The sequence below is a fragment of the Nostoc punctiforme PCC 73102 genome (assembly GCF_000020025.1).
Taxonomy (GTDB): Bacteria; Cyanobacteriota; Cyanobacteriia; order Cyanobacteriales; family Nostocaceae; genus Nostoc; species Nostoc punctiforme.
In genome coordinates this window covers 3,012,342-3,033,256 of sequence record NC_010628.1, presented here as the reverse complement: position 1 = coordinate 3,033,256, position 20,915 = coordinate 3,012,342, and the positions used below count along the sequence as shown (strand labels likewise).

The 20,915-nt window shown below is 40.9% G+C and carries 9 protein-coding genes; 3 read left to right on the top strand and 6 right to left on the bottom strand.

The genetic code is table 11. The annotated features are described in order from the left end of the window. Positions 1 to 13: 13 nt before the first annotated feature. The 4 genes from NPUN_RS12260 to NPUN_RS12245 all read right to left on the bottom strand — a co-directional run bounded on the left by NPUN_RS12260 (position 14) and on the right by NPUN_RS12245 (position 3,899). Complete coding sequence (locus NPUN_RS12260) at positions 14 to 334, bottom strand: glycosyltransferase family protein (protein ID WP_041565352.1); 321 nt, start codon at positions 332 to 334, stop codon at positions 14 to 16. Next, positions 315 to 1,553 (bottom strand): lipopolysaccharide biosynthesis protein, encoded by a 1,239-nt coding sequence (locus tag NPUN_RS12255; RefSeq protein ID WP_012408997.1) that lies wholly within the window; start codon positions 1,551 to 1,553, stop codon positions 315 to 317. The genes NPUN_RS12260 and NPUN_RS12255 overlap by 20 nt, the downstream gene beginning before the upstream one ends. Further along, complete coding sequence (locus NPUN_RS12250; protein ID WP_012408996.1) at positions 1,540 to 1,869, bottom strand: glucosamine inositolphosphorylceramide transferase family protein; 330 nt, start codon at positions 1,867 to 1,869, stop codon at positions 1,540 to 1,542. Before NPUN_RS12250 ends, NPUN_RS12255 begins: the two co-directional genes overlap by 14 nt. 71 nt (positions 1,870 to 1,940) lie before the next feature. After that, entirely contained in the window at positions 1,941 to 3,899 is a 1,959-nt protein-coding gene (locus tag NPUN_RS12245; protein ID WP_012408995.1) for a polysaccharide biosynthesis protein, read from the bottom strand. 2,197 nt (positions 3,900 to 6,096) lie between these two features. Here NPUN_RS12245 and NPUN_RS12240 point away from each other — a divergent pair. Next, complete coding sequence (locus NPUN_RS12240; protein WP_012408994.1) at positions 6,097 to 15,096, top strand: choice-of-anchor L domain-containing protein; 9,000 nt, start codon at positions 6,097 to 6,099, stop codon at positions 15,094 to 15,096. Between the two features lie 186 nt (positions 15,097 to 15,282). On the opposite strand, the gene purD is transcribed toward NPUN_RS12240, so the two are convergent. Continuing rightward, positions 15,283 to 16,566 (bottom strand): phosphoribosylamine--glycine ligase, encoded by a 1,284-nt coding sequence (purD, locus tag NPUN_RS12235; protein ID WP_012408993.1) that lies wholly within the window; start codon positions 16,564 to 16,566, stop codon positions 15,283 to 15,285. Positions 16,567 to 16,993: 427 nt separating this feature from the next. Here purD and NPUN_RS12230 point away from each other — a divergent pair, with 427 nt between their 5' ends. Further along, positions 16,994 to 17,941: an NAD-dependent epimerase/dehydratase family protein gene (locus tag NPUN_RS12230; protein WP_012408992.1), complete on the top strand. Its 948-nt coding sequence runs from the start codon at positions 16,994 to 16,996 to the stop codon at positions 17,939 to 17,941. Positions 17,942 to 18,080: 139 nt separating this feature from the next. On the opposite strand, the gene modA is transcribed toward NPUN_RS12230, so the two are convergent. Further along, complete coding sequence (gene modA, locus NPUN_RS12225; protein WP_012408991.1) at positions 18,081 to 18,875, bottom strand: molybdate ABC transporter substrate-binding protein; 795 nt, start codon at positions 18,873 to 18,875, stop codon at positions 18,081 to 18,083. Between the two features lie 330 nt (positions 18,876 to 19,205). Here modA and NPUN_RS12220 point away from each other — a divergent pair, with 330 nt between their 5' ends. Continuing rightward, positions 19,206 to 20,861: a B12-binding domain-containing radical SAM protein gene (locus tag NPUN_RS12220; protein WP_012408990.1), complete on the top strand. Its 1,656-nt coding sequence runs from the start codon at positions 19,206 to 19,208 to the stop codon at positions 20,859 to 20,861. Positions 20,862 to 20,915 lie beyond the last annotated feature (54 nt).

The following is a 20,915-nucleotide window of genomic DNA, read 5'->3' as shown; positions in this document are numbered from 1 at the left end:
ATTTGTACCAATATTATGAGTTTGAGAACACACAATGTAGTCCTGCTGTGTACTCGTGCAAGATACGTTTGAAATTAGGAGCGTGCAACCAGGATCGTAACGGATGAGAACATAGAATAACCTTGCTACCAAGGGCACGGATTTCTTCATCGTAAGCGCCGGGCTGGGCTGTGTTAACCAGAAAATCCATCTGGAAGCGATCGCGATCGATATGTCGCAAAATGTACATTAGCCAGGTTTCGATTCCAGCCATGTTCATCTCTCCAACAACATGGAGGATATGTATAGAATGCTCATTTGCCTTCTGGATATCTCTAGAGTTTGTGTAGTGCATAGAAGATAACTCCTAAACTAAAAATTGTTTGAACAATAGTTGCAATAACTAGTGCGATCGCTACTCCTAGCAATCCCAAACTGGGTAGCAGCCATAGACAGGCTATGGTTGAGATAGTTACTACAATCGCAAACAAAGGCATTTGGATGCGAAAGTACTGACATGCCGTCATTCCATAGCTCAGGAAGGACGATACATAGTTAATTCCAGCTGCAACCATCAACCAGATAAACAAATTTGTTTGCTCGGCATATTCAGGTTGATACAGAAGAGTCAGGATCTGATGTCCAGCTACAACAGCCATCAAAACACCTGTTCCGCCCAATAAAGCAGCGATTCCTACCAGCTTGAGTAGGAGTGTATGGAAAGCAATAGCATCTTTAGCCGCGTAATACTTAGCTAGTCTAGAAATGCTTGACTCTCCTAGGGCATTTACTACGATGTTTCCTGCCACCATCAGGTAGGCAATGGCTGCAAAAATCCCCAATTCCCGCTCACCTAAATATCGTTCAATAAAGTAACGGGGAATATTGGTATTGAGTGAAATTAGCATCATCACAAACCCCAAAGGCAAACAGAGCCATACCAGCTTTACTAGGGTTTTTCGATGCCAACGCGGTTGCAATTGTGACCTGTATAGTATTAAGATACCACTGCGAATGTCCCAAGCGACCAACACCACTGCCCAAGCAAAGACCAACCCCACCACTCCCCAGAGAATATGGCCAGACATATATACTCCAATGCCCAGTAGTAGCAGTGATAGAGGGCCTTTAATCATCAACGATGTTGCAATCCGATCCATGCGTTCGTACTGCTGAATCAGTCCATGAAATATGTCGCTAATAGACTCGAATGCCTTTGCCAAGCCCATCAAGAAGATAACTAGGGATGTTTCCCATCGAAAGCCGCCTAACAAACTAATAACCGTAACGATCGCAAGTGCTAAAGCTGTCGAGATTAGTCTCAGCCCCAGGTAATCGCTAAAAGAATACTGTTTTCTGGCATCTGTTGCTTGGACAATTCGCAACTGAAGATTTGTAAACATGATTATAGGTGCTGTGATCGCCAGCCCCAAGGTAAACTGTCCTACCATCTCTGGACTGCCAAGTTTAGCCAGTATCACCAACATTCCCCACTGGCAAGCTGCATAAACTAAATTACCGGCGAAAGTCCAAGAAAAGTTGCCGCGCAGTGTTAGAGGCTTATGTTGTTGCATCTGCTTTAGTCATTAACCTCATCCAATTTTGCAGTTTTATACCAAACACAACAATGATTTGATAACCACCTACACAAGCTATCCATTTGCCGCTATCAAGCTTGTGAGGAGCGATATTATACATTCCGTTTTTATTCCATTCATAACCATTTGCGTTGATAATTGGATTATGTTTAACCGCTTTTTCTTCATAAGTCGTTGTTGTCAAATCGGTGATTTCAAATGCTCGCACTTGCTTGCCATACAAATACTCATCATCCTGGGTATATCGGATTATTTTTTGTAATAAGCCGTGAGAGCCATAGATCGTTTTCATGTTGATTACCTAAATTAAATGTAGAGTTATTTGATGAATTAACCATCGACTTAGAGTCCAAACACTCTATTTTATTTAGCCCCTCCCGATTCCATTTTCGCGAGTTTGTTTTTATTTGAATATGTGATTACAGCACTATTCTTTAAACTATTTATTCGTTTATTATCTTCTAAGTAATTAGGTTTGTATCCTGACACCAGTTGTTCCAGTAATAACATGATGTATTTAAGATCACTTTTGCTTGCTGCGGTACACAATTCTTCTACAGTCACGGTGAGATTTTCTGAAACAATCCGACTGCCATTTTTCACTACTATCAATTTCTCATGTTGAGTTGGTTCGTACTCTTCTCCCTCAATAAACAGTTCTTCAAATAACTTTTCCCCAGGTCTTAAGCCTGTAAATAAGATGTCAATATCTTTATTTACCTCGTATCCCGAAAGGCGAATTAATTCCTTCGCCAAGTCAACAATTTTTACAGGTTCGCCCATATTCAGCATTAATACTTCACCACCACGACTCAATACCGCAGCCTGTAAAACAAGTTGCACTGCTTCCGGGATGGTCATGAAATAACGACAGATATCGGGATGGGTAACGGTGACTGGTCCACCTGAAGCAATTTGTTTTTTAAAAGTGGGAACTACACTACCACGACTACCCAAAACATTGCCAAAGCGCACAACAACATAAGGTTTACCGCTTTCTTTTGCAGCTTGCAGCACTAGCATTTCGGCAACTCTTTTACTAGCACCCATGACACTAGTGGGATTAACAGCTTTATCTGTGGAAATCATCACGAAGTTTTGAACATTGTATTGCAGCGCCATATCCAATAAGTTTTTTGTTCCAAGCACATTGTTAGTGATTGCTTCTGATGAATTTAATTCCATCAGAGGAACGTGCTTATGAGCAGCCGCATGAAAAATCACGTTAGGTTGAAATTGTTCAAAAGCTTGTTTTAGGCGAACGCTATAACGAATATCGCCAATGAAAGTATAAATACGAGGGGTGTATCGCTGTACTTTCCCATCATTTTTGAGTATTTGGATCAGTTTTTCTAACTCTTGTTGGATATTAAATATAGAATTCTCTCCGTGTCCCATAAGTATCATTTCCGCAGGATGACATTTGAAAATTTGACGGCAAAGTTCACTACCAATTGATCCTCCTGCACCTGTAATCAGTACTGTCTTACCTTTAATAAATTTATGCACTTGCTCAACATCAGTCTGTATGGGTTCTCGCCTGAGCAAATCCTCAATCCTGACATCTCGAATGCTATCTACCCGCACACGATCGTTGAGGATTTCATATATTCCAGGTAAAGTACTAGTTTGTATTCCAGTTGCTTTGCAAATATCTACGATTTCTCGAATAACATGGCCAGCAACCGTAGGCATAGCGATGATAACTTTGTGGATTTGGAGAGATTTCAAAGTATCAGGAATTTGGTGGCGATCGCCTACGACTGGAATACCACGAATTTGGACATTTAATTTCCGTGGATCGTCGTCAATGAAGGCAACAGCATGAAAGCCTAGTTTAGGTTTGCTTTGCATATCTTGCACAAGGGAAACTCCGGCACTACCAGCACCAATAATCAGCACCCGCTCTCGTGGATTAAATACTCCTTGACGTTGGATAAACCTTTCTACAACTCGAAAACTGAAACGTAGCATTCCTATGAAAATACACGACAATAATCCATCAATAAATGGCAGCGATCGCGGCAGGTTATCTGTTACAAAAGGCAATATGTGATTAAGAAGATTAAATGTCATGCTTTGGATGACTATTGCACCTACCATCAACATGGCTATATATGTCAGTTCCTCAACACTGGCATAGCGCCAGTAGCGCCTATAAAAACCGAAACTCCAAAATACAATTAGTTTTACTAATAAAAATAATAGAGTTGCGATTCCTAGTTGTGATATGTCTGCTTGAACCTCGAGATAGCCATCTAAACGGATAAGCAGCGCTAATAAAGGAGTGATTGAAAAAATAATGATATCAAAAATTAACAAGTGCGTATTTTTTAGCTCTAGCAGCTTTGTTAATAAATTGGCACTAAATTTTTGAAAGATTCTAAGTTAGAGTTTCATACTTCAAAAGACCTCCTAAGCAAGCTACAGAATCATCCGTTTTGTACATAAATACTATTTTTTCAGAGAATATTTAATATCGTCAACTAACTTGGAAAACATGTTTGTATGCCTGTAACGTCTTGTTAAATAATCATTTCTACAGAATTGACATAGGTAAGTGTTTTGTCCATTTGATAACTTATAAATGAACAAAAATTTAATTTTTAAATCAATTCCTAATTTCCTAATTTGTGATTTTTACATCCATATTAGAGTTGCCTTATCTAGAAATGGACATAGCTAATAATCAAAAAAATGCTCATACACATTCTTACTGACCTTTGCTCAGGTTACTGGAATATGCTTTACTCATAGCTCTCAATAGTGCCGTATCTACTTATTTACAGCTTATGCCCTGAGAGCTTTTTTTACTCAACCGCAAACTTTTCAAACATCCTTTAACTACAGAATTTGGTTGGATGGTGCAACTACTATCTTTGCACTAGTTTGTATTTATGCTTGAGTTATCTTCAGCAATTGTTTAATTGTTATAATTTGCCTTGATAAATTTAGACAAGTTATGTCCTGAAAAACCGGATATATAAACTAACATCTTATTGTATATAAGACTACAGCTTACTTGTGATTGATTGTTTTGTAAATTAGTGGCGTTGCTATCTGTTGCTATCTTTATACAAAGAGTGAATATCATATCTAAAATTTACCCATAATAACATCACATTGGTAATTGAGCGGTATTAGAATTTGTGTAACCTAATACTTAAAGTTAGTAACAATTACGTTGTACCTAACGAAATGTAACTATTGCTATTACTAGATTGAACTACTAAAATCTATACCAAATTTTAGTTGTATGTGTCACGCCAATTTGGCACAAGTTTTTTTGTAACTGGGGGTTTAGGCGAGAGCGAACGTATATAAAGTGATTTCTAAAAAGGAATTTACCCTCCTGACTTAGACATCCACATAGCAATTACATTAGAGCAGTTAGCTAGTGAATATTGTGAGATTGCCCAGGAGCATCAAAACAAAAATTGGACACATTAGAGCATTCTGAGTCTGGAAAATCAATATAAAACTATTTTCATGTGATTAAAGCATTATGAACAGATTGGGAAAGCAGAATTTAAAATTGAAGCCATACGGGATACGCTGCTGGGAAATGAGTATACTTTTAGATCAGGCACGACAACTCCGTTCAACTTTGGCGAAACTATCACATCGGATTTAGCAAACTCCTATGAACCTATCCCACTAAACCTTAGCCACTTTCTGCCAAAGTGGGATGCTCCCCAAAATAGGGGTATAAATGCTTAAGAACATCTCTGAAGTGATGTTAAACAATACAGACTGCTGTTATGCATTAAACAATTTGTTGCCCTAAGTGATAATGCGGTTGGCCTGCCCAGTAAATATGTGATAATACAGTGTTGACTGTAAGGAATACCTATAAAATTTACTTTAAATAGTTTTTAGTGTAGGTGTAACCTCTGTAGGTATAGCTTGTTTTTATCCGATTATTGACGGGTAAAATTAGTCTGGTTTATCTGCTACAGGACTTACGCAAACAATAGCCAAAACCCTGATTTTCATTTAAGGGCAATACCCTACGAGTTATCCAACGGATAACTCGTAGAGTAGTTGCTTTGTGTATAGATGAATTGCTCCTAGAGCGTGTTGTTAACGGTTACTTTCCAAACCTTTACCTGTGCAATAACAGTATTAATAGGGATGTTTAAACTGACATTTATAAAATTCAACTCCTCCACAAAGAATTTGCTTATCCTTTGAACATAGTAATTTCAAAGAAAAGCAACCTGATAACTATAGTTCCGTTCCATATAATTCAGTTTGGGAATGACTTCAATTTGGTCTATGAGCAAGTCAGAAACTACTACCAACCGTGCTTAAACTTCCATAATATTATTTAAAGCCCACATGAGGGGTTTCCTATATACCCACGAAACTATAAAAATGCTTCTTCAAAACCTGAGTTTGTTTTATTGCCTAAGATTTTCTACCAGCTCAAGGCTTAGGTCGCATTCATCCCATTAAAATCGGTTTTAACCTTTCGTTAAATAGCGAAGATATTGAACTTACAACAGGATAATTATTAATGACCAAACCTAAATACATTTCTATTCATAGTTCTTCTGCTGGTAATCTTGCACAAATAGGCTTATCAAATAACGCGATCGACGATACGTTAGCATCATTAATTTTCCCGACTCTAAAGGACTTTGCCTCCAATACTGGATTTCGCCAAGCAACTACAGTAGCTTTTGGTAACAACTTCAACACCCAAAAACTAGAAGCATTACATCATCAATGGGCAGCAGGTAACTTTTCTCAATTCCCCACCATAAAAATTCTCTCAGCCAGTGACTTGGGGGGAGCAAGAGCTGCTTTTGCCCAAACTACTAATACAATCTATATATCAGCAGATTTTGTCGCCGAAAAAGCCAATAATCCTAGTTTATTTAAAGATGTTTTGCTAGAAGAAATTGGTCACTTTATTGATGCCAAAATTAATAAAATTGATACTCAAGGTGACGAAGGCAAAATCTTTGCCAAATTAGTACAAGGGCGTGCTGTCACTGAGCAAGAATTACAACAATTCCAGCAAGCCAATGATGCTATTAGTATTAAAGTCAATGGTAAAACATTAGCGGCAGAAGCAGATATAGATCCCGCCAGCAACCTGCAATTTTTACCTGCTAAAGTAGATGCTCTATTTGACCAAATTAAGTCTATCATCAATAACAATATTCCCTCTACTAGTGGCTTGCCACTGATAGGCAATAAACTAGACCTGAAAGGCAGTATCAATAATTTTATTGATGATGTTAAAAATAAAGTTGTGACTGAGTTGGGCAAAGGTCAAGAAAATACCGTTGCAGCCATTCAGCAAGCACTATTTAACGCTTTAAGTAGCACGAATTTACTGTTAGATTCTGACGATCCAGATAGTGTAGTTACTATTAATGATATTCAAGTCATCCAAGATAATAGCAGCATTGCCTTCAAATTCAACATTGGTACAGTTGCTCACCCTAATATTTCCCTAGATCAAAATCTCGGTCTACCCAATTTAGGTTTAGATATTAGTGGTGGATTGAGTGCTGATTTAGATATTAGTTTGGGTGTAGGTTTTGGGGTAGACAATTTCAGCAATGACCAAAATGCTATCTTTTTGGACACCTCAGTTGCTAAGGAATTTCAAGCTCATTTTCAAGGCAAATTAGTTGATGGGAGTAACAACCCTCTTACTCTTGATGGGACTTTAGGGTTTCTTCACATTGAGGCTACCGACCAGGGAAGTGCGCTGACGGCCGATTTTGCAGCTGACCTCAAAGGCGGTGATGCTCAAGGTAAAATCCGCTTCAATAATCTCGACACCATAGACATTGACGCTGACGCACTTACTGTTGATGCAGACCTGAAGTTATTTATAGATACAGGTATCAGCGACCCCAACACTGGTGAATCGCTTAATGGACCACTGCCTAGTATTACAGCCAATTTTGACTTACTAGATTTGCAGTTTAATAGTGATAACCCCAGCGTTCCAGCACCAATTGTCAAGTTTACCGATGCAAAACTGAATTTTGGTTCCTTGGTTAGTGGGTTTTTCAAGTCAGTATTTACAGACTTGCAAACAATCACCAACCCCTTCAAACCCATTATCAATACCCTAACAACTCCATTGCCAGTAATTAGGGCTTCCTTGTTAGATATTGCTGAGAAGGTTGTCAACAGTGGGCTGTTTGGTTCCGGCACGATTGACCCTGAAACTTTTGAATTTGTCAAAATTGCAGTCAAAATTGTCAATGTTATTGACAGTTTTCCTACAAGTGCAGATAGCCTGTTTTTAGATTTAGGAGACTTTGACCTCACTGGTACAGATGTCCGCACGGATGATGTGAGTGACAACAGCAAAGTTACACCCAATATTACTAAATTTACAGACCCTCTAAATCAGGTATCCTCCTCTGGGAATGGAGATGTTACACCCTTTATTAATGCACTCATCGACCTCGTTACTAACATTCAAGATTCCTCTGTATTTAAAGAATCAGCACAGTTTGTTGACAATAATCCAGCCTTAGCTGCTCAAAGTTTGCAATCTCTGGCTGATGAAGATACAAACAGTATCAAGCAGCTATTTCCGATCTTGGCTGACCCCAGTTCTGTCTTTCAGATTTTGCTGGGTCAACAGGTAGATTTATTCCGCTACGATTCACCCACATTAGCCTTTAAATACACCTTTACACCTCCAACTATTCCTATCTTTGGTCCTTTGGGATTACAAATAAGTGGTGGTGTGAGCGCGGGTGCAGCAATCTCTGTAGGTTATGACACTCAAGGTTTAATTGACTTCCGCAAGGGAGGCTTTGCTGATGCTAGTAAGCTACTCAACGGCTTTTTTGCAGGTAGACCAATCAGCGATAAAGATGGTGATGGCGATCGCGATCACAACCTAACATTGGGTGGTGAGTTGGATGCCGCAGCTGCTTTAGACCTGGAGTTTATAAAAGCAGCCTTGGGTGGTGGGATTGGTCTGACTGTGTTCTTTGACTTGGGTAATTCTGACAACGATTACAAAATTCGTAGCAGTGATATCGCTAACGTTATTGACAGTGGCGGTAATCCGTTTTGTCTGTTTAGTCCTAGTGGTGAGTTAGACGCAATTATCTTTGGCCAAATAACTCTAGATTTTGGCTTCTTCAGCTTTAGTAAACGCCTGAATCTAGCGACCATTAAGTTGGTTAGCTTTACTGCGGAAGACTTCGGTGGTAATCCTTGCGCGGGTGAAGAATCGGAACATTATAACGTTATTGATAAGGAACCCGATCCCGATTCACCTATAGCCAAGCAGTTAGCAGGGGCTGGGATTGTTGACCGCACAGGTACAGATAATAATGACATCATCATTGTTGAACACATATCCGGCAGTGTGAATGATGATGGTAGTAGTGACGAGATAGTTGAGGTACAAGGTTTAGACCCGCAGCCGAAGCAGTATGCAAAAGTCAAATTGGTCATTGTCAGTGCTGGCGAAGGGAATGATACCATCACTTTCATTAACGATGTAGAAGCCAATGGTCAAGTTACAGGTGGCGCAGGAGATGACAACATTACGACTGGTGAGGGTGATGACTTCCTCTTAGGTGGTGCTGGTAACGATACCCTCGATGGTGGAGAAGTTGGCTTACTTGATACACAAGACAAAAATACAGCTGATTACAGCGATGCACCTAATGGGATTGTGGTCAACCTTACTCAAGGCAAAGCTAGTAATGATGGCTACGGTACACAAGATATCCTGATTCATATTCAAAATATTGTTGGGTCAAGCAAAAACGACTCCATCACAGGCTCAGATGATGATAACGTCCTAGTAGGCGACCAAGGTAACGATACATTAATTAGTCTTGAGGGTGACGACGTGTTACTGAGTGGAGCTGGAGCCGACTATATTGATGGAGGAGATGATGAAGATACAATCACCTACATCGCATCGATGGCAGGAGTCTACGTCAATATCTCTAACAGTAATGTGGCTTTTGTTTCCCCCATAGATAAAGTTTTGAGTAGCTTGCCTAAAAATCGAGGGTTTGGAGGTGAAGCCAATGGTGACAAAATCTTTAATGTTGAAAATCTTCAAGGTTCAATCTATAACGATATTCTCGTCGCTGGCGATCAAGACGGTCATGTGTCGGGTTTGAATGGGGATGATATTCTCATTGCTGGCCCTGGAGATGATACTTTAGACGGCGGTACTGGTAATGACTGGGTTTCTTATATTCGTGCCACCCAGGGAGTTGAGGTACATCTAGTAGAAGAAGATGGTAATACCGATGGTGGTGCTTCTGGTGATAAATTGCTCTCTTTGCGAAATAAAGATGATGAGCCTTTAAGCATCAACTCCATAGAAAATCTGCAAGGCTCCAACTTTGCCGATACCTTAGAAGGTGATATTGGTAGTAACATTCTCCGAGGAGAAGGTGGTAGTGATACCCTAAAAGGCAATGATGGTAACGATACTTTAATTGGCGGTGTAGGTGCTGACTTTTTGGATGGTGGAACAAGTATTGACTGGGCTGACTATAGTGAATCGCCAGGAGGGGTAAATGTCAGTCTGCTACCTGGTGCAGTAAATACGGGTGGTCATGGTCAAGGAGATACATTCGCTCAGACTATTATTTCATCTACCGTTGAGAACTTACTGGGGTCTGATTTTGCCGATATTTTAACTGGAGATGCTGGTAATAATGACATCAATCCTGGTCTGAGTAACTTTGGTACTGATGTTGTTGATGGGGGTAGTGGAAGCGATCGCTTAATCATTGATTATTCCCGTAATGATTTCGGCACTGGTGTTATAGGCGGCTTCAGTAATTTTGCTAACCCCACTAACTCATTTTCTAGAGGTTCCGGTACTAATCCTCCCGTTCAAGATGCGGTTACTTTCAAAAATATCGAACGCTTGAAAGTTACAGGCACTAGCAAAGCGGATCAAATCTTTGGGGGTGCTGATGACGATGTAATTTTGGGCGGTGCGGGGAATGACATCATCGCTGGCGGTCGAGGTAACAACGTAATTTTGGCAGATGATGGCAATGATTTTGTTAAGGATCAAAACGACGCAAGTTTAGCGTTTTCTGGCACGCCTGGCAATAGTTTCATTGTTTTGAACGGCGGCGCGGGAATTGATACGCTCTCAATCGATCTCTCAGGTAAAGCAGATAATATTACCCTAGTTAGCCTCAATCCTGGAGAAGAGAATCCCAATCAACTATTAACCCTATCAGATGGCAGTGTCATTACCCAATTTGAAGCTTTCCGAGATATTAAAACAGGTTTTGGCAAAGACCTACTGACTCAACTGGGCAAATTAGATAACAACTTCAATACAGGCGGTGGCAATGACACTATTAATTCTGGTCTGGGCCTTGATACAGTAGATGGTGGCAGTAGTAGTGGTGATGATGACCTGTTAATTGTCGATTACTCTGTTAGGGATGTTGGTTCAGGCATCCAGTCTTTCTTTAATGGCACTAATGGCGGCGAGATTTACCGCAATATAACTAGCAGTGGCAACACCCTACTAGATCGGGTGACTTTTAGTAATATTGAACGGTTGAACGTCATCGGCACGAGTAAAGCCGATCAACTTGTGGGTGGTAATGGAGCAGACACCCTCATCGGCAATGATGGAGATGACAGCCTGATTGGTAATAAAGGCAGTGATTCTTTATTCGGTAGTGCCAACAATGACATCTTAATTGGGGTAAAATTAGGAGTCTCTCCTGGCTCTGGTAACGAAATTGATAGCTTGACAGGTGGCACAGGGAAAGATGAATTCTGGCTAGGGGATGCAAGGGAGGTTTACTACGATGATGAAAATCCTCTAACATCTGGGTTTAATAACCAGGGACAGATTACCGATTTTAATCCCGATGAAGGCGACATCATTCAACTGCATGGTAAGTCTGGAGATTACATTCTCAAAGAGATACGCACTGGTACACAGATTTTCCTACGCGGCTCTAGAACTAGCACGGATGAATTAATCGGTTTTGTCCAAGGATTTTCTAAATTTGACCTGAATGCTAGTTACGTCAGGTACGTCGATAGTAGTACTGCTACTGTTTCGGCTAATAGCGTTATGAGTTTGAAGACTCTACCTGTAGAAACTAACGCTATCGAGTCTCTAACGGATAACATCACAGCGAATACCCTAAACCTAAACATAGCGGAAGCGCTTGTACCAGCCTTTACTGTTACTCAAAATAACGGTAACGGTTTTGGGTTACTAGACACTCTTACAGGTATAACCACTGGACTTTCTAACTTCAATGTCAAGCTAACTGGAGACGCTAGAGCTTTTGGTACGTTCCAAAATGACCCCTTTGGCTTAGGTTCTGGGATAGTTTTAAGTACAGGCAAAGTCAAAGATTTAGCTGGTGGCAATACAGCTGACGGTGACTTTTCACCTGGTACTAGTGTTCCAATCCAGTTGACGAAGCTGCCTGGAGTAACGGGTGGTTCCCCTGCTGAGACGGCTGTTTATGTGGCTGACCTCTCCAATTTGGGATTTGATTTGAGTTCCTTAACTATTGGTGATGGTGGTGTTCTAGGAGGAAGCAATGGCAGATTTACTGGTTTTGACCTAGATGCAATTAAACTTAGTCACACCCTTGTAAATTCAGCAGCAGATGCTGCCAGCTTAGTTGGCTTAGATGTATTTGATTTTAGTCTGGCAGGAACGACCTTTATTCCAGGAGAGCAACGTCCACCAACAGATCCAACCAATCCAAATCTGTTTGGGACTACCAATGGATATATCAACAATGCGATCGCAAAACTGACAAGTTTTGATGCTAACAGTACCATTGGCCCCACTGCAACAGGATTTGTCAGCTTGGGTGACAGTGGGAAGGTAGGATTTGACCTCAAATCATCTATAGCTTCAGGACAACCTCTATATCTTTACCTGGGAGAAGTTGGCGACAATGGAGAGGTAGCAGCAGGTGATATTTCTGTCTCCAATCGCTCTTTCGCTGGACTGAACGATCTCAGCACAGATTTTGGTACACCAGGGGCAGCCGATGACAACATCTCCATGCAAATCGACTTTGTAGCTGATGACACTGCACCACTGATTTACTTCCAGTTTGCTTTTGCCTCAGAGGAGTTTGTGGAATTTGGCGGTAGTGACTTTAATGACCTGTTCAGCCTGAAGTTAAACGGTTTGGATTTAGCTTTATTAAGTGACGATGAAGCAGTCACGATTAACAACTTGGCTCCCACTCCCTTTGGTTATCACCCAGACTTTATCTACAACCCCTCTGGGACAGGCCCAGCCACTGAACAAACTAGACTTGATGGTTATACCAAAGTTCTAACTTTCGCTGGCCCGACTATAACCAATGCCAAAAATAGCTTGATCCTCAATGTTAAAGATGTCCGCGATGGTTTGCTAGACTCTGCTATCTTCTTGAAGGCTGCTACTTTGGGGACGGTTGATCCTAATAATCTTCCCGGTAGTGTGAGGGTTGACACTGGTAAAGATTTGGTTGTTGTAGAAGGAGGCACAACAGATACCTTTACATTCGTGCTGAAGACCATTCCGAAAGATAACGTTACTGTTACTCTGACTCCAGATAAACAGCTTGATTTAGGCCAAGGGGTAAACAATCCAACAACTTTGACCTTTACACCTGGAAATGCCTTAATCGCGCAGACTGTTACTGTCAAAGCAGTGGACGATACTCTTGTTGAAGGAAATCACACAGGTATTATCTCTTTCAAGGTCAATAGTAGTGACTCTGCTTATAATGAACTGCCAGTTTCTGACCTGAAGGTTGCTATTAGAGACAACGATGAGCCAGCACCTGTATTTGCAATTTCTTCAGCCTCAGCAACAGAAGGAAATCCTATTACTTTCACCATCACTCGTACAGGGGATGCTCAAATTGACCAAAGTATTACTCTCGCCACATCTATTGGTACAAGAGATACAGCTAGTGAACGTGATTTTAAAGCTAAGACTGAAACTATCACCTTTAAACCAGGAGAAACTCAAAAAACCTTTACAGTTGAAACAATTTCAGATTCCTTGTTTGAAGGAAATGAAACTTTCACTGTCGGTTTAAGCAAACCTACAAATGGGGCAATCATCAACCCTAATAGTACAGCCAAGGGAACTATTGTTGATGCAGGTGCGATTATTACCCAGACTGATGGAAGTACTAATGTCACTGAAGGTGGTGCAACTGACAGTTACTCTGTGGTACTTACTACCCAGCCAACTGCTGATGTCATTATTACTATCAATAACGGCAGGCAAATTAGAACCAGTTCCAGAACTCTCACCTTCACCTCACGCAACTGGAATATAGCGCAAAATGTGACGGTAGTTGCAATAGATGATGCAATTGTAGAAGGCAATCACGGCGACAGCATCCAGAATACAGTCAGCAGCAGCGATGCTAAATATAATGGTATTGCAGGCTCTATCAATGTGAGCATTACTGATAATGACCTTCTGTTAACAAGGAATGTTGGGAATGAAAGCCTATTAACGGATAATGTTGACAATAATATCTTTACCATCAAAGGTGATAGTGACCAAGCAAGACTGAAAGTTACTCTCACAGGGCACAATTCCAATTCCCTCAATGAATTGGGAGTATTTATTGTTGACGATGCTAGTGGCAACATTAACGGTATTAAACCAGGTACAACAGGTTACGCCCAAGCAGCTTTAGAACGAGCTAAGATCATTTTCTCTACTATTGCCAACGCCCCTAACGGATTTGATGCCAACAATCTTACAAGTTTACTGAAATTGAATTCCGGCGATCAATTGAGATTCTATTTAGTAAAAAATAGTAGTACTGATTCTGTGCGAACTGGAGCCACTTCTATTGCAGATATGTTATTTGCTGATGCTTCAACGCAAAAGATTACAGACTTGGGCACTGATGGGTTTTCCCTAGATTGGAAGGATGGATTCGGTACTAGCACTACTGACTTTAAAGATTTGGTAGTGAAGATTCAATCTACAAATGAAACCTTACCTTTAGGCACAAATTTGCAAAGCCAGCCACAAGGCGAACTGATTGATTTGAGAGGTGTAAGGCAACAGGTAAAAGCTGATTTTGTTGTTAACAGCGAAGCAGCTTTCAATAATTTCATCGGCTTCTATCAGGTAACTGATGAAAATGGTGGCATTGATACTAATGGAGATGGCAAAGCAGATATTTTGATCGGACAAACTGGTTATAGTGAAGCAGCAGTTCGTGGTCGTGTTGCAGGTATTGATCTGACAGTTAACAACCAAGGTACGACTACTTATACAGGAACTTTCCAGCCTGGTTCGATTTTTGCACCATTTATTATTGCTAATGGTAGACCTGATGCTTTACTTGATAGCAATTCAAATAACGATCCCGCCGTTTACTTCCCATTTTTGGGAGCTAACACTGACAAAGTGGATCACATTCGCTTGTTAGGGAATAACATCTTTGGCTTTGAGGATTTAGCAAGTGGTGGTGACAAAGATTTTAACGATGTTATTGTGCGAGTTAATTTGAATATTGCTTAAGTAGATTGGCGCAATTAAAGCTAATTGGCAAGGGCTGTTATTTGTCATTGGTCATTGGTCATTGGTCATTAGTAAGGACTTTAAGCCTATTTATGTTTTGTAACATAAATAGGCTTATTTCTACCAACTTACTTAGTAGAGCAGGACTTACGCAAATAATAGCCTCGCTTATAGGATTCGTTTCCCCTACTTCGCACTCACCACTTTATGACCGATATCTCTCCGGTAATATATGGCCTCAAACTGAATATATTTGAGCCCTGCGTAGGCTTGGGCGATCGCTTGCTCAAAATTTTCTCCGATTCCAGTCACATTTAATACTCGACCCCCATCTGTCACGACTTCTTGTTGCTGGTTCAATTTTGTACCTGCATGAAATACAGTTGCTCCTGTTACCTCTGCTTCACCAATGCCAGTAATGACCTTACCTTTCTCATATTCTGCTGGATAACCACCTGAAGCGGCAACGACAGTGGCAGATGCTCCTTTTTTCCAAGCAATGGGCGGTAATTCACTTAATCGCTGTTGTACGCAGGCTAGAAGTAACTCTTCTAAAGGTGTTTCTAACAATGGCAAAATCACCTGGGTTTCAGGATCGCCGAAGCGACAGTTAAATTCCAAAACCTTCAAATCGCCATCGGGTGCAATCATTAAGCCAGCATACAGCACACCCCGGTAATCAATGCCTTTAGCTCGTAAGGTTGCGATCGCTCTTTCTAAGACTTCTGTTTGAATTCGTGCCATCAACTCTGGTGTAGCAATGGGTGCTGGGCTATATGCTCCCATACCACCAGTATTCTCGCCTGTATCGCCCTCACCAATCCGCTTATGGTCTTGAGCTGGCAGCAAGGGTCGAATCGTTAACCCATCGGTTAATGCTAAAACTGATACCTCTTGCCCAATTAAACATTCTTCAATGACAACAAATTCACCAACACTACCAAATTGTCCCTGAAAAATGGCATCAACGGCGCTTTCTGCCTGTGCAACTGTTTCAGCTACTATCACACCCTTACCAGCTGCCAAGCCATCAGCTTTAACGACAATTGGCGCTCCCTGAGACTTAACATAAGATTTTGCTGCTCCTGCCTCCGTAAATACCGCAGCCCGCGCCGTCGGAATTCCTGCTTCTTGCATCAGGGCTTTTGCCCAAGCTTTACTCGCTTCAATTTGCGCTCCCGCCCTTACTGGGCCAAATACCATCAATCCTTTATCTTGGAGGTAATCTGTGATTCCCTTAGACAGAGGTACTTCTGGCCCAACTACTACTAAAGTTATGCCATGTTCTAGAGCATATCGGCTGATACCTTCAAAATCATCTACTGCTACGGGCAAGTTTAGGCAACGTTCCATACTTGCTGTGCCTCCATTCCCTGGGACACAGACAACTTGCTCAACTTGCTTAGATTGCAACAGTTTCCATGCCAGAGCGTGTTCGCGCCCTCCATTACCTACAACTAAAACTTTCACTGATTTCCTCGTGCGTCCCTTGCAAACGAGAATACCTGATTCGGCTCTCGTTGATCAATTTTTTCACCAATTATCACACTTGTGCAAGCCTACTTATAACCAGAAGAGGCACGGGGAGGGGAAAAAGAATTATCTATATCGGTTTTAAGCCCATTTTGTTGTTGGAATTTTAACTGTGATTATTCTTAAGATTCAATTTTGTCAATTAGTACATTTATTACTGTTGTTAATAACGATAACTAAGTAAATATATTAGGATAAAATATTAGGATAAATTAAATAGCAAATATATTTATTTAAGTAATGCTTATGTTTAAAAGAGTACAACAATGGATTAAAAAATCAAACTTAAATAATGACGATTATTGATTACCAAGTACTAACCTGTGAATATAGAAATTTATGAAAATAGCAAAAAATAGGTAACATGGCTAAAATTATCGTTACTGGAGCAGCGGGCTTTATTGGTTCTCACCTTGTATACATCTTGCTACAACAAGGGGAAGAAGTAATTGGGATTGATGAATTCAATGATTATTGCGATCCCATGTTGAAGCGCAAGAATGTTGCACACTTACATAGCTCACCTGGCTTTACATTAATCGAAGCAGATATTCAGTTTTTAGATTGGCAGGAACTCTTAAAAGATGTTGATGTCGTTTACCATCAAGCAGCACAAGCAGGTGTCAGGGCAAGTTGGGGTAAGGCTTTTCGAGGTTACACGGAACGGAATATTAATGCTACGCAAGTTTTGCTAGAAGCGGCTAAAGATGCAAAACACTTGAAAAGATTAGTGTTTGCTTCTTCGTCAAGTGTATATGGTGATGCAGAAACTTTACCCACTCACGAAGGAATTTGCCCTGAACCTGTTTCTCCTTACGGCATTACTAAGCTAGCGGCTGAAACTCTGTGCAGACTATATCACAAAAACTTTGGTGTGCCATATGTATCATTGCGCTATTTCACAGTCTATGGCCCTAAACAACGCCCAGATATGGCATTTCATAAGTTCTTTAAATCCATTTTGCAGGATGAGGCGATTCCTATTTACGGCGATGGCCAGCAAACGCGGGAGTTTACATTTGTTGGTGATATAGTCGCGGCCAATTTAGCCGCTGCTTCCACACCCCAAGCAGTGGGAGAAATTTTTAATATCGGTGGTGGTAGCAGGGTGGTTTTAGCAGAAGTCTTAGATACGATTGAAGAAATCGTTGGCAAACCAATCAAAAGAAACCACATAGAAAAAGCGATGGGAGATGCACGCCACACTGCTGCTGATGTATCTAAAGCGCAGAAAATTCTGGGATATCAGCCACAAGTCTCCCTGAGAGATGGCTTGACACAGGAATGGCGGTGGATTAAGTCTTTGTATTAAAGGGTATGGGGCATTGGTTATTTTCCTTTAGGACTTACGTACAAAAGATTCTCCAACCCTTTTTAAAGGGTTTAGGGGGATCTAATAGTGCCTCAAGTCACAGCGAAACACTTATTCAAATAACCTCTTAAGCCTCTTTCTAACTTACAAGAAACCCATATTTTTTGAGTACAGTCTTGGCTTCACTGCCAGATAAAAACTGGATAAACTCTTTGGCTGCTGGAATATTTTTACTGCTTTTAATTACTGCCATTGGATAGACAATCGGTGAGTGAAACTTATCGTCAGCAGCAACTACGACTTTTACCTTGTTGGAAATTTTGGCATCAGTAGCATAAACTAAACCCGCTTCAGCGTTACCACTTTCTACTGCTGCCAAAACTTGACGCACATTGTTAGCAAAGACTAATTTGGGCTTTACCTGATTATAAAGTTTCAATTTCTTTAAGACTTGCTCCCCATATTGACCGGCGGGTACACTTCTAGGTTCACCGATCGCAATTTTTTTAATCTTACTATCTGTTAAATTGTAGAAACTAGTGATGCCAACAACATCCTGAGCCACAATCAAGACTAGACGGTTATTTGCCAAGTTAGCACGGCTACCTGTTACCAAAAGTCCTTTTTGTTCTAGGGCATCCACTTGCTTTTTGCCAGCAGAGATAAAGATATCTGCCGGGGCACCTTGCTCGATCTGTTGCTGCAAGGCACCAGAAGCCCCAAAATTATAAGTAATGTTGACATCTGATTTACTTTGTTGGTACAAAGGCTTAATTTCCTCTAGTGCCTCTTTTAAGCTGGCGGCTGCGGAGACGAGGATAGTACTGTTTGACTGTGCTATTACAGCAGAAGGATTAACTAACGGTAAACCAATTGCCAGGAGCAAACCAGCAACTGCTATACCCAATAAGCCAAAAATTTGTCTTCTTTTCATAGAAAAGGCGTTTGAGAAATTTCTTCCATAAAATTGATGCTAGGTAAAATAGTACCAAATATACCAACATATAACCAACTATATCGGTAACTACTTTTTTCCTAAGCATTCTAGATGAATTAACTCATAAGCCAGAATCTGGCGACTCAAACGCATCGGTAATTGCAAAACTGCATTCTGAGAAAGGGTGAATCATACCCCTCTAGGAGGAATTTTATATTTTACAGTTAAAAACTTCTGAAGGATCGCGGTAAGCTAGTTGGAATTATCACTGAATTGTGTCAATAAATTGTCAAATTAACTGCTCAGTCTTCTGGGGTGAAATTTGCGATGACCGTAAATCTTAAGTCTTTAGAGAATCCAACTTATATAGCGGCCGATTCCAAAACCGCTTCTAACACTAAGAGAACCAGCTACGTTCCCTCGAACCATCGACGCATTCTTTGCATCTTTCCTAAATACAGCCGCTCCTTTGGTACTTTTCATCATGCCTACCCACTGATGGGTAATGTCCGGGCTTTTATGCCACCCCAAGGTATTTTAATTGTGGCTGCCTATTTACCTCAAAAATGGGAAGTGCGGTTTATTGATGAGAATGTCAAATCAGCAACCAGGGCTGATTACCAATGGGCTGATGCGGTAATTGTGAGTGGAATGCATATCCAAAAACCACAGATTAATCAAATTAATGAGCTTGCCCATCGAGCCGGGAAAATCACAGTGGTGGGTGGCCCTTCGGTATCTGGGTGTCCAGAATATTATCCTGAATTTGACATTTTACATTTGGGTGAGTTGGGAGATGCTAGCGATCGCATGATCGAGTATCTAGACCAAAACTTAGAACGTCCTCAAAGGCAAATCCGCTTTGAAACGAAGGAACGTTTACCTTTAACAGAGTTTCCAACTCCAGCTTATCATTTGCTGGATATCGATGATTATTTCTTAGCAAATGTGCAGTTTTCTAGCGGTTGTCCTTATCGCTGCGAGTTTTGTGATATTCCAGAACTCTATGGCAACAGTCCCCGGATGAAAACACCAGAGCAAGTGGTTGCCGAGCTAGATGCAATGCGACAATCTGGCAATATGGGGGCAGTGTATTTTGTCGATGATAACTTTGTTGGCGATCGCCGCGCTGCCATGAAGTTACTTCCTCACCTGATTGACTGGCAAAAACGCAATGGCTACCCCATCCAGTTTGCTTGTGAAGCAACCCTCAACCTAGCTCAAAGCCCAAAACTGCTGGAGATGATGCGCGAAGCCTATTTCTGCACGATCTTTTGCGGTATCGAAACACCTGAACCAGATGCTCTCCATGCCATTTCCAAAGATCAAAATCTGAGTATGCCAATTTTAAAAGCAATTCAGGTTTTAAATAGCTATGGCATGGAAGTAGTATCAGGAATCATTATCGGGTTAGATACAGATACACCAGAAACAGCAGACCGAATTATCGAATTTATTCGGGCATCTCAAATTCCCATGTTGACAATTAATCTACTTCATGCTTTGCCTAGAACTCCGTTATGGCGGAGGTTAGAAGCAGAAGGACGACTCGTATTTGATGAAAGCCGGGAATCAAATGTTGAGTTTTTGATGCCCTACGAGCAAGTTGTCGAGATGTGGCGGCGCTGCATCACAACTGCTTATGAGCCGGAATTTTTATATGAGCGGTTTGCTTACAATATGGAACACACATATCCAAATCGCATTGAAGTACCTAACAGTCCTGCTCGCACTTCTGGGGCTAATATTCGCAAAGGTTTAACTTATTTAACTAACATTTTGCTGCGGATAGGCTTATTTAGTAACTATCGTCAGACTTTCTGGAAAATGGCCAAGCCAGCGCTGAAAGCAGGTGATATTGAAAACTTGATTCACGTCGGACTTGTGGGGCATCATTTGATTAAGTTCGCACAAGATTGCTCCAAAAACGAAGAATCGGCTTCGTTTTATTCGCAAAAAATCCTCACAAAAGTTCGTAGCTAAATCTCAAAAAAAGAAAACTCACATTAGTTATTCCCAGTCTATGACTGGGAATAA

What these genes read in the sequence shown, in the direction of transcription:
- NPUN_RS12260 (WP_041565352.1), bottom strand. Translation starts at nt 334, where the DNA reads ATGCACTACACAAACTCTAGAGATATCCAGAAGGCAAATGAGCATTCT.
- NPUN_RS12255 (WP_012408997.1), bottom strand. Translation starts at nt 1,553, where the DNA reads ATGCAACAACATAAGCCTCTAACACTGCGCGGCAACTTTTCTTGGACT.
- NPUN_RS12250 (WP_012408996.1), bottom strand. Translation starts at nt 1,869, where the DNA reads ATGAAAACGATCTATGGCTCTCACGGCTTATTACAAAAAATAATCCGA.
- NPUN_RS12240 (WP_012408994.1), top strand. Translation starts at nt 6,097, where the DNA reads ATGACCAAACCTAAATACATTTCTATTCATAGTTCTTCTGCTGGTAAT.
- NPUN_RS12230 (WP_012408992.1), top strand. Translation starts at nt 16,994, where the DNA reads ATGGCTAAAATTATCGTTACTGGAGCAGCGGGCTTTATTGGTTCTCAC.
- modA (WP_012408991.1), bottom strand. Translation starts at nt 18,875, where the DNA reads ATGAAAAGAAGACAAATTTTTGGCTTATTGGGTATAGCAGTTGCTGGT.
- NPUN_RS12220 (WP_012408990.1), top strand. Translation starts at nt 19,206, where the DNA reads ATGACCGTAAATCTTAAGTCTTTAGAGAATCCAACTTATATAGCGGCC.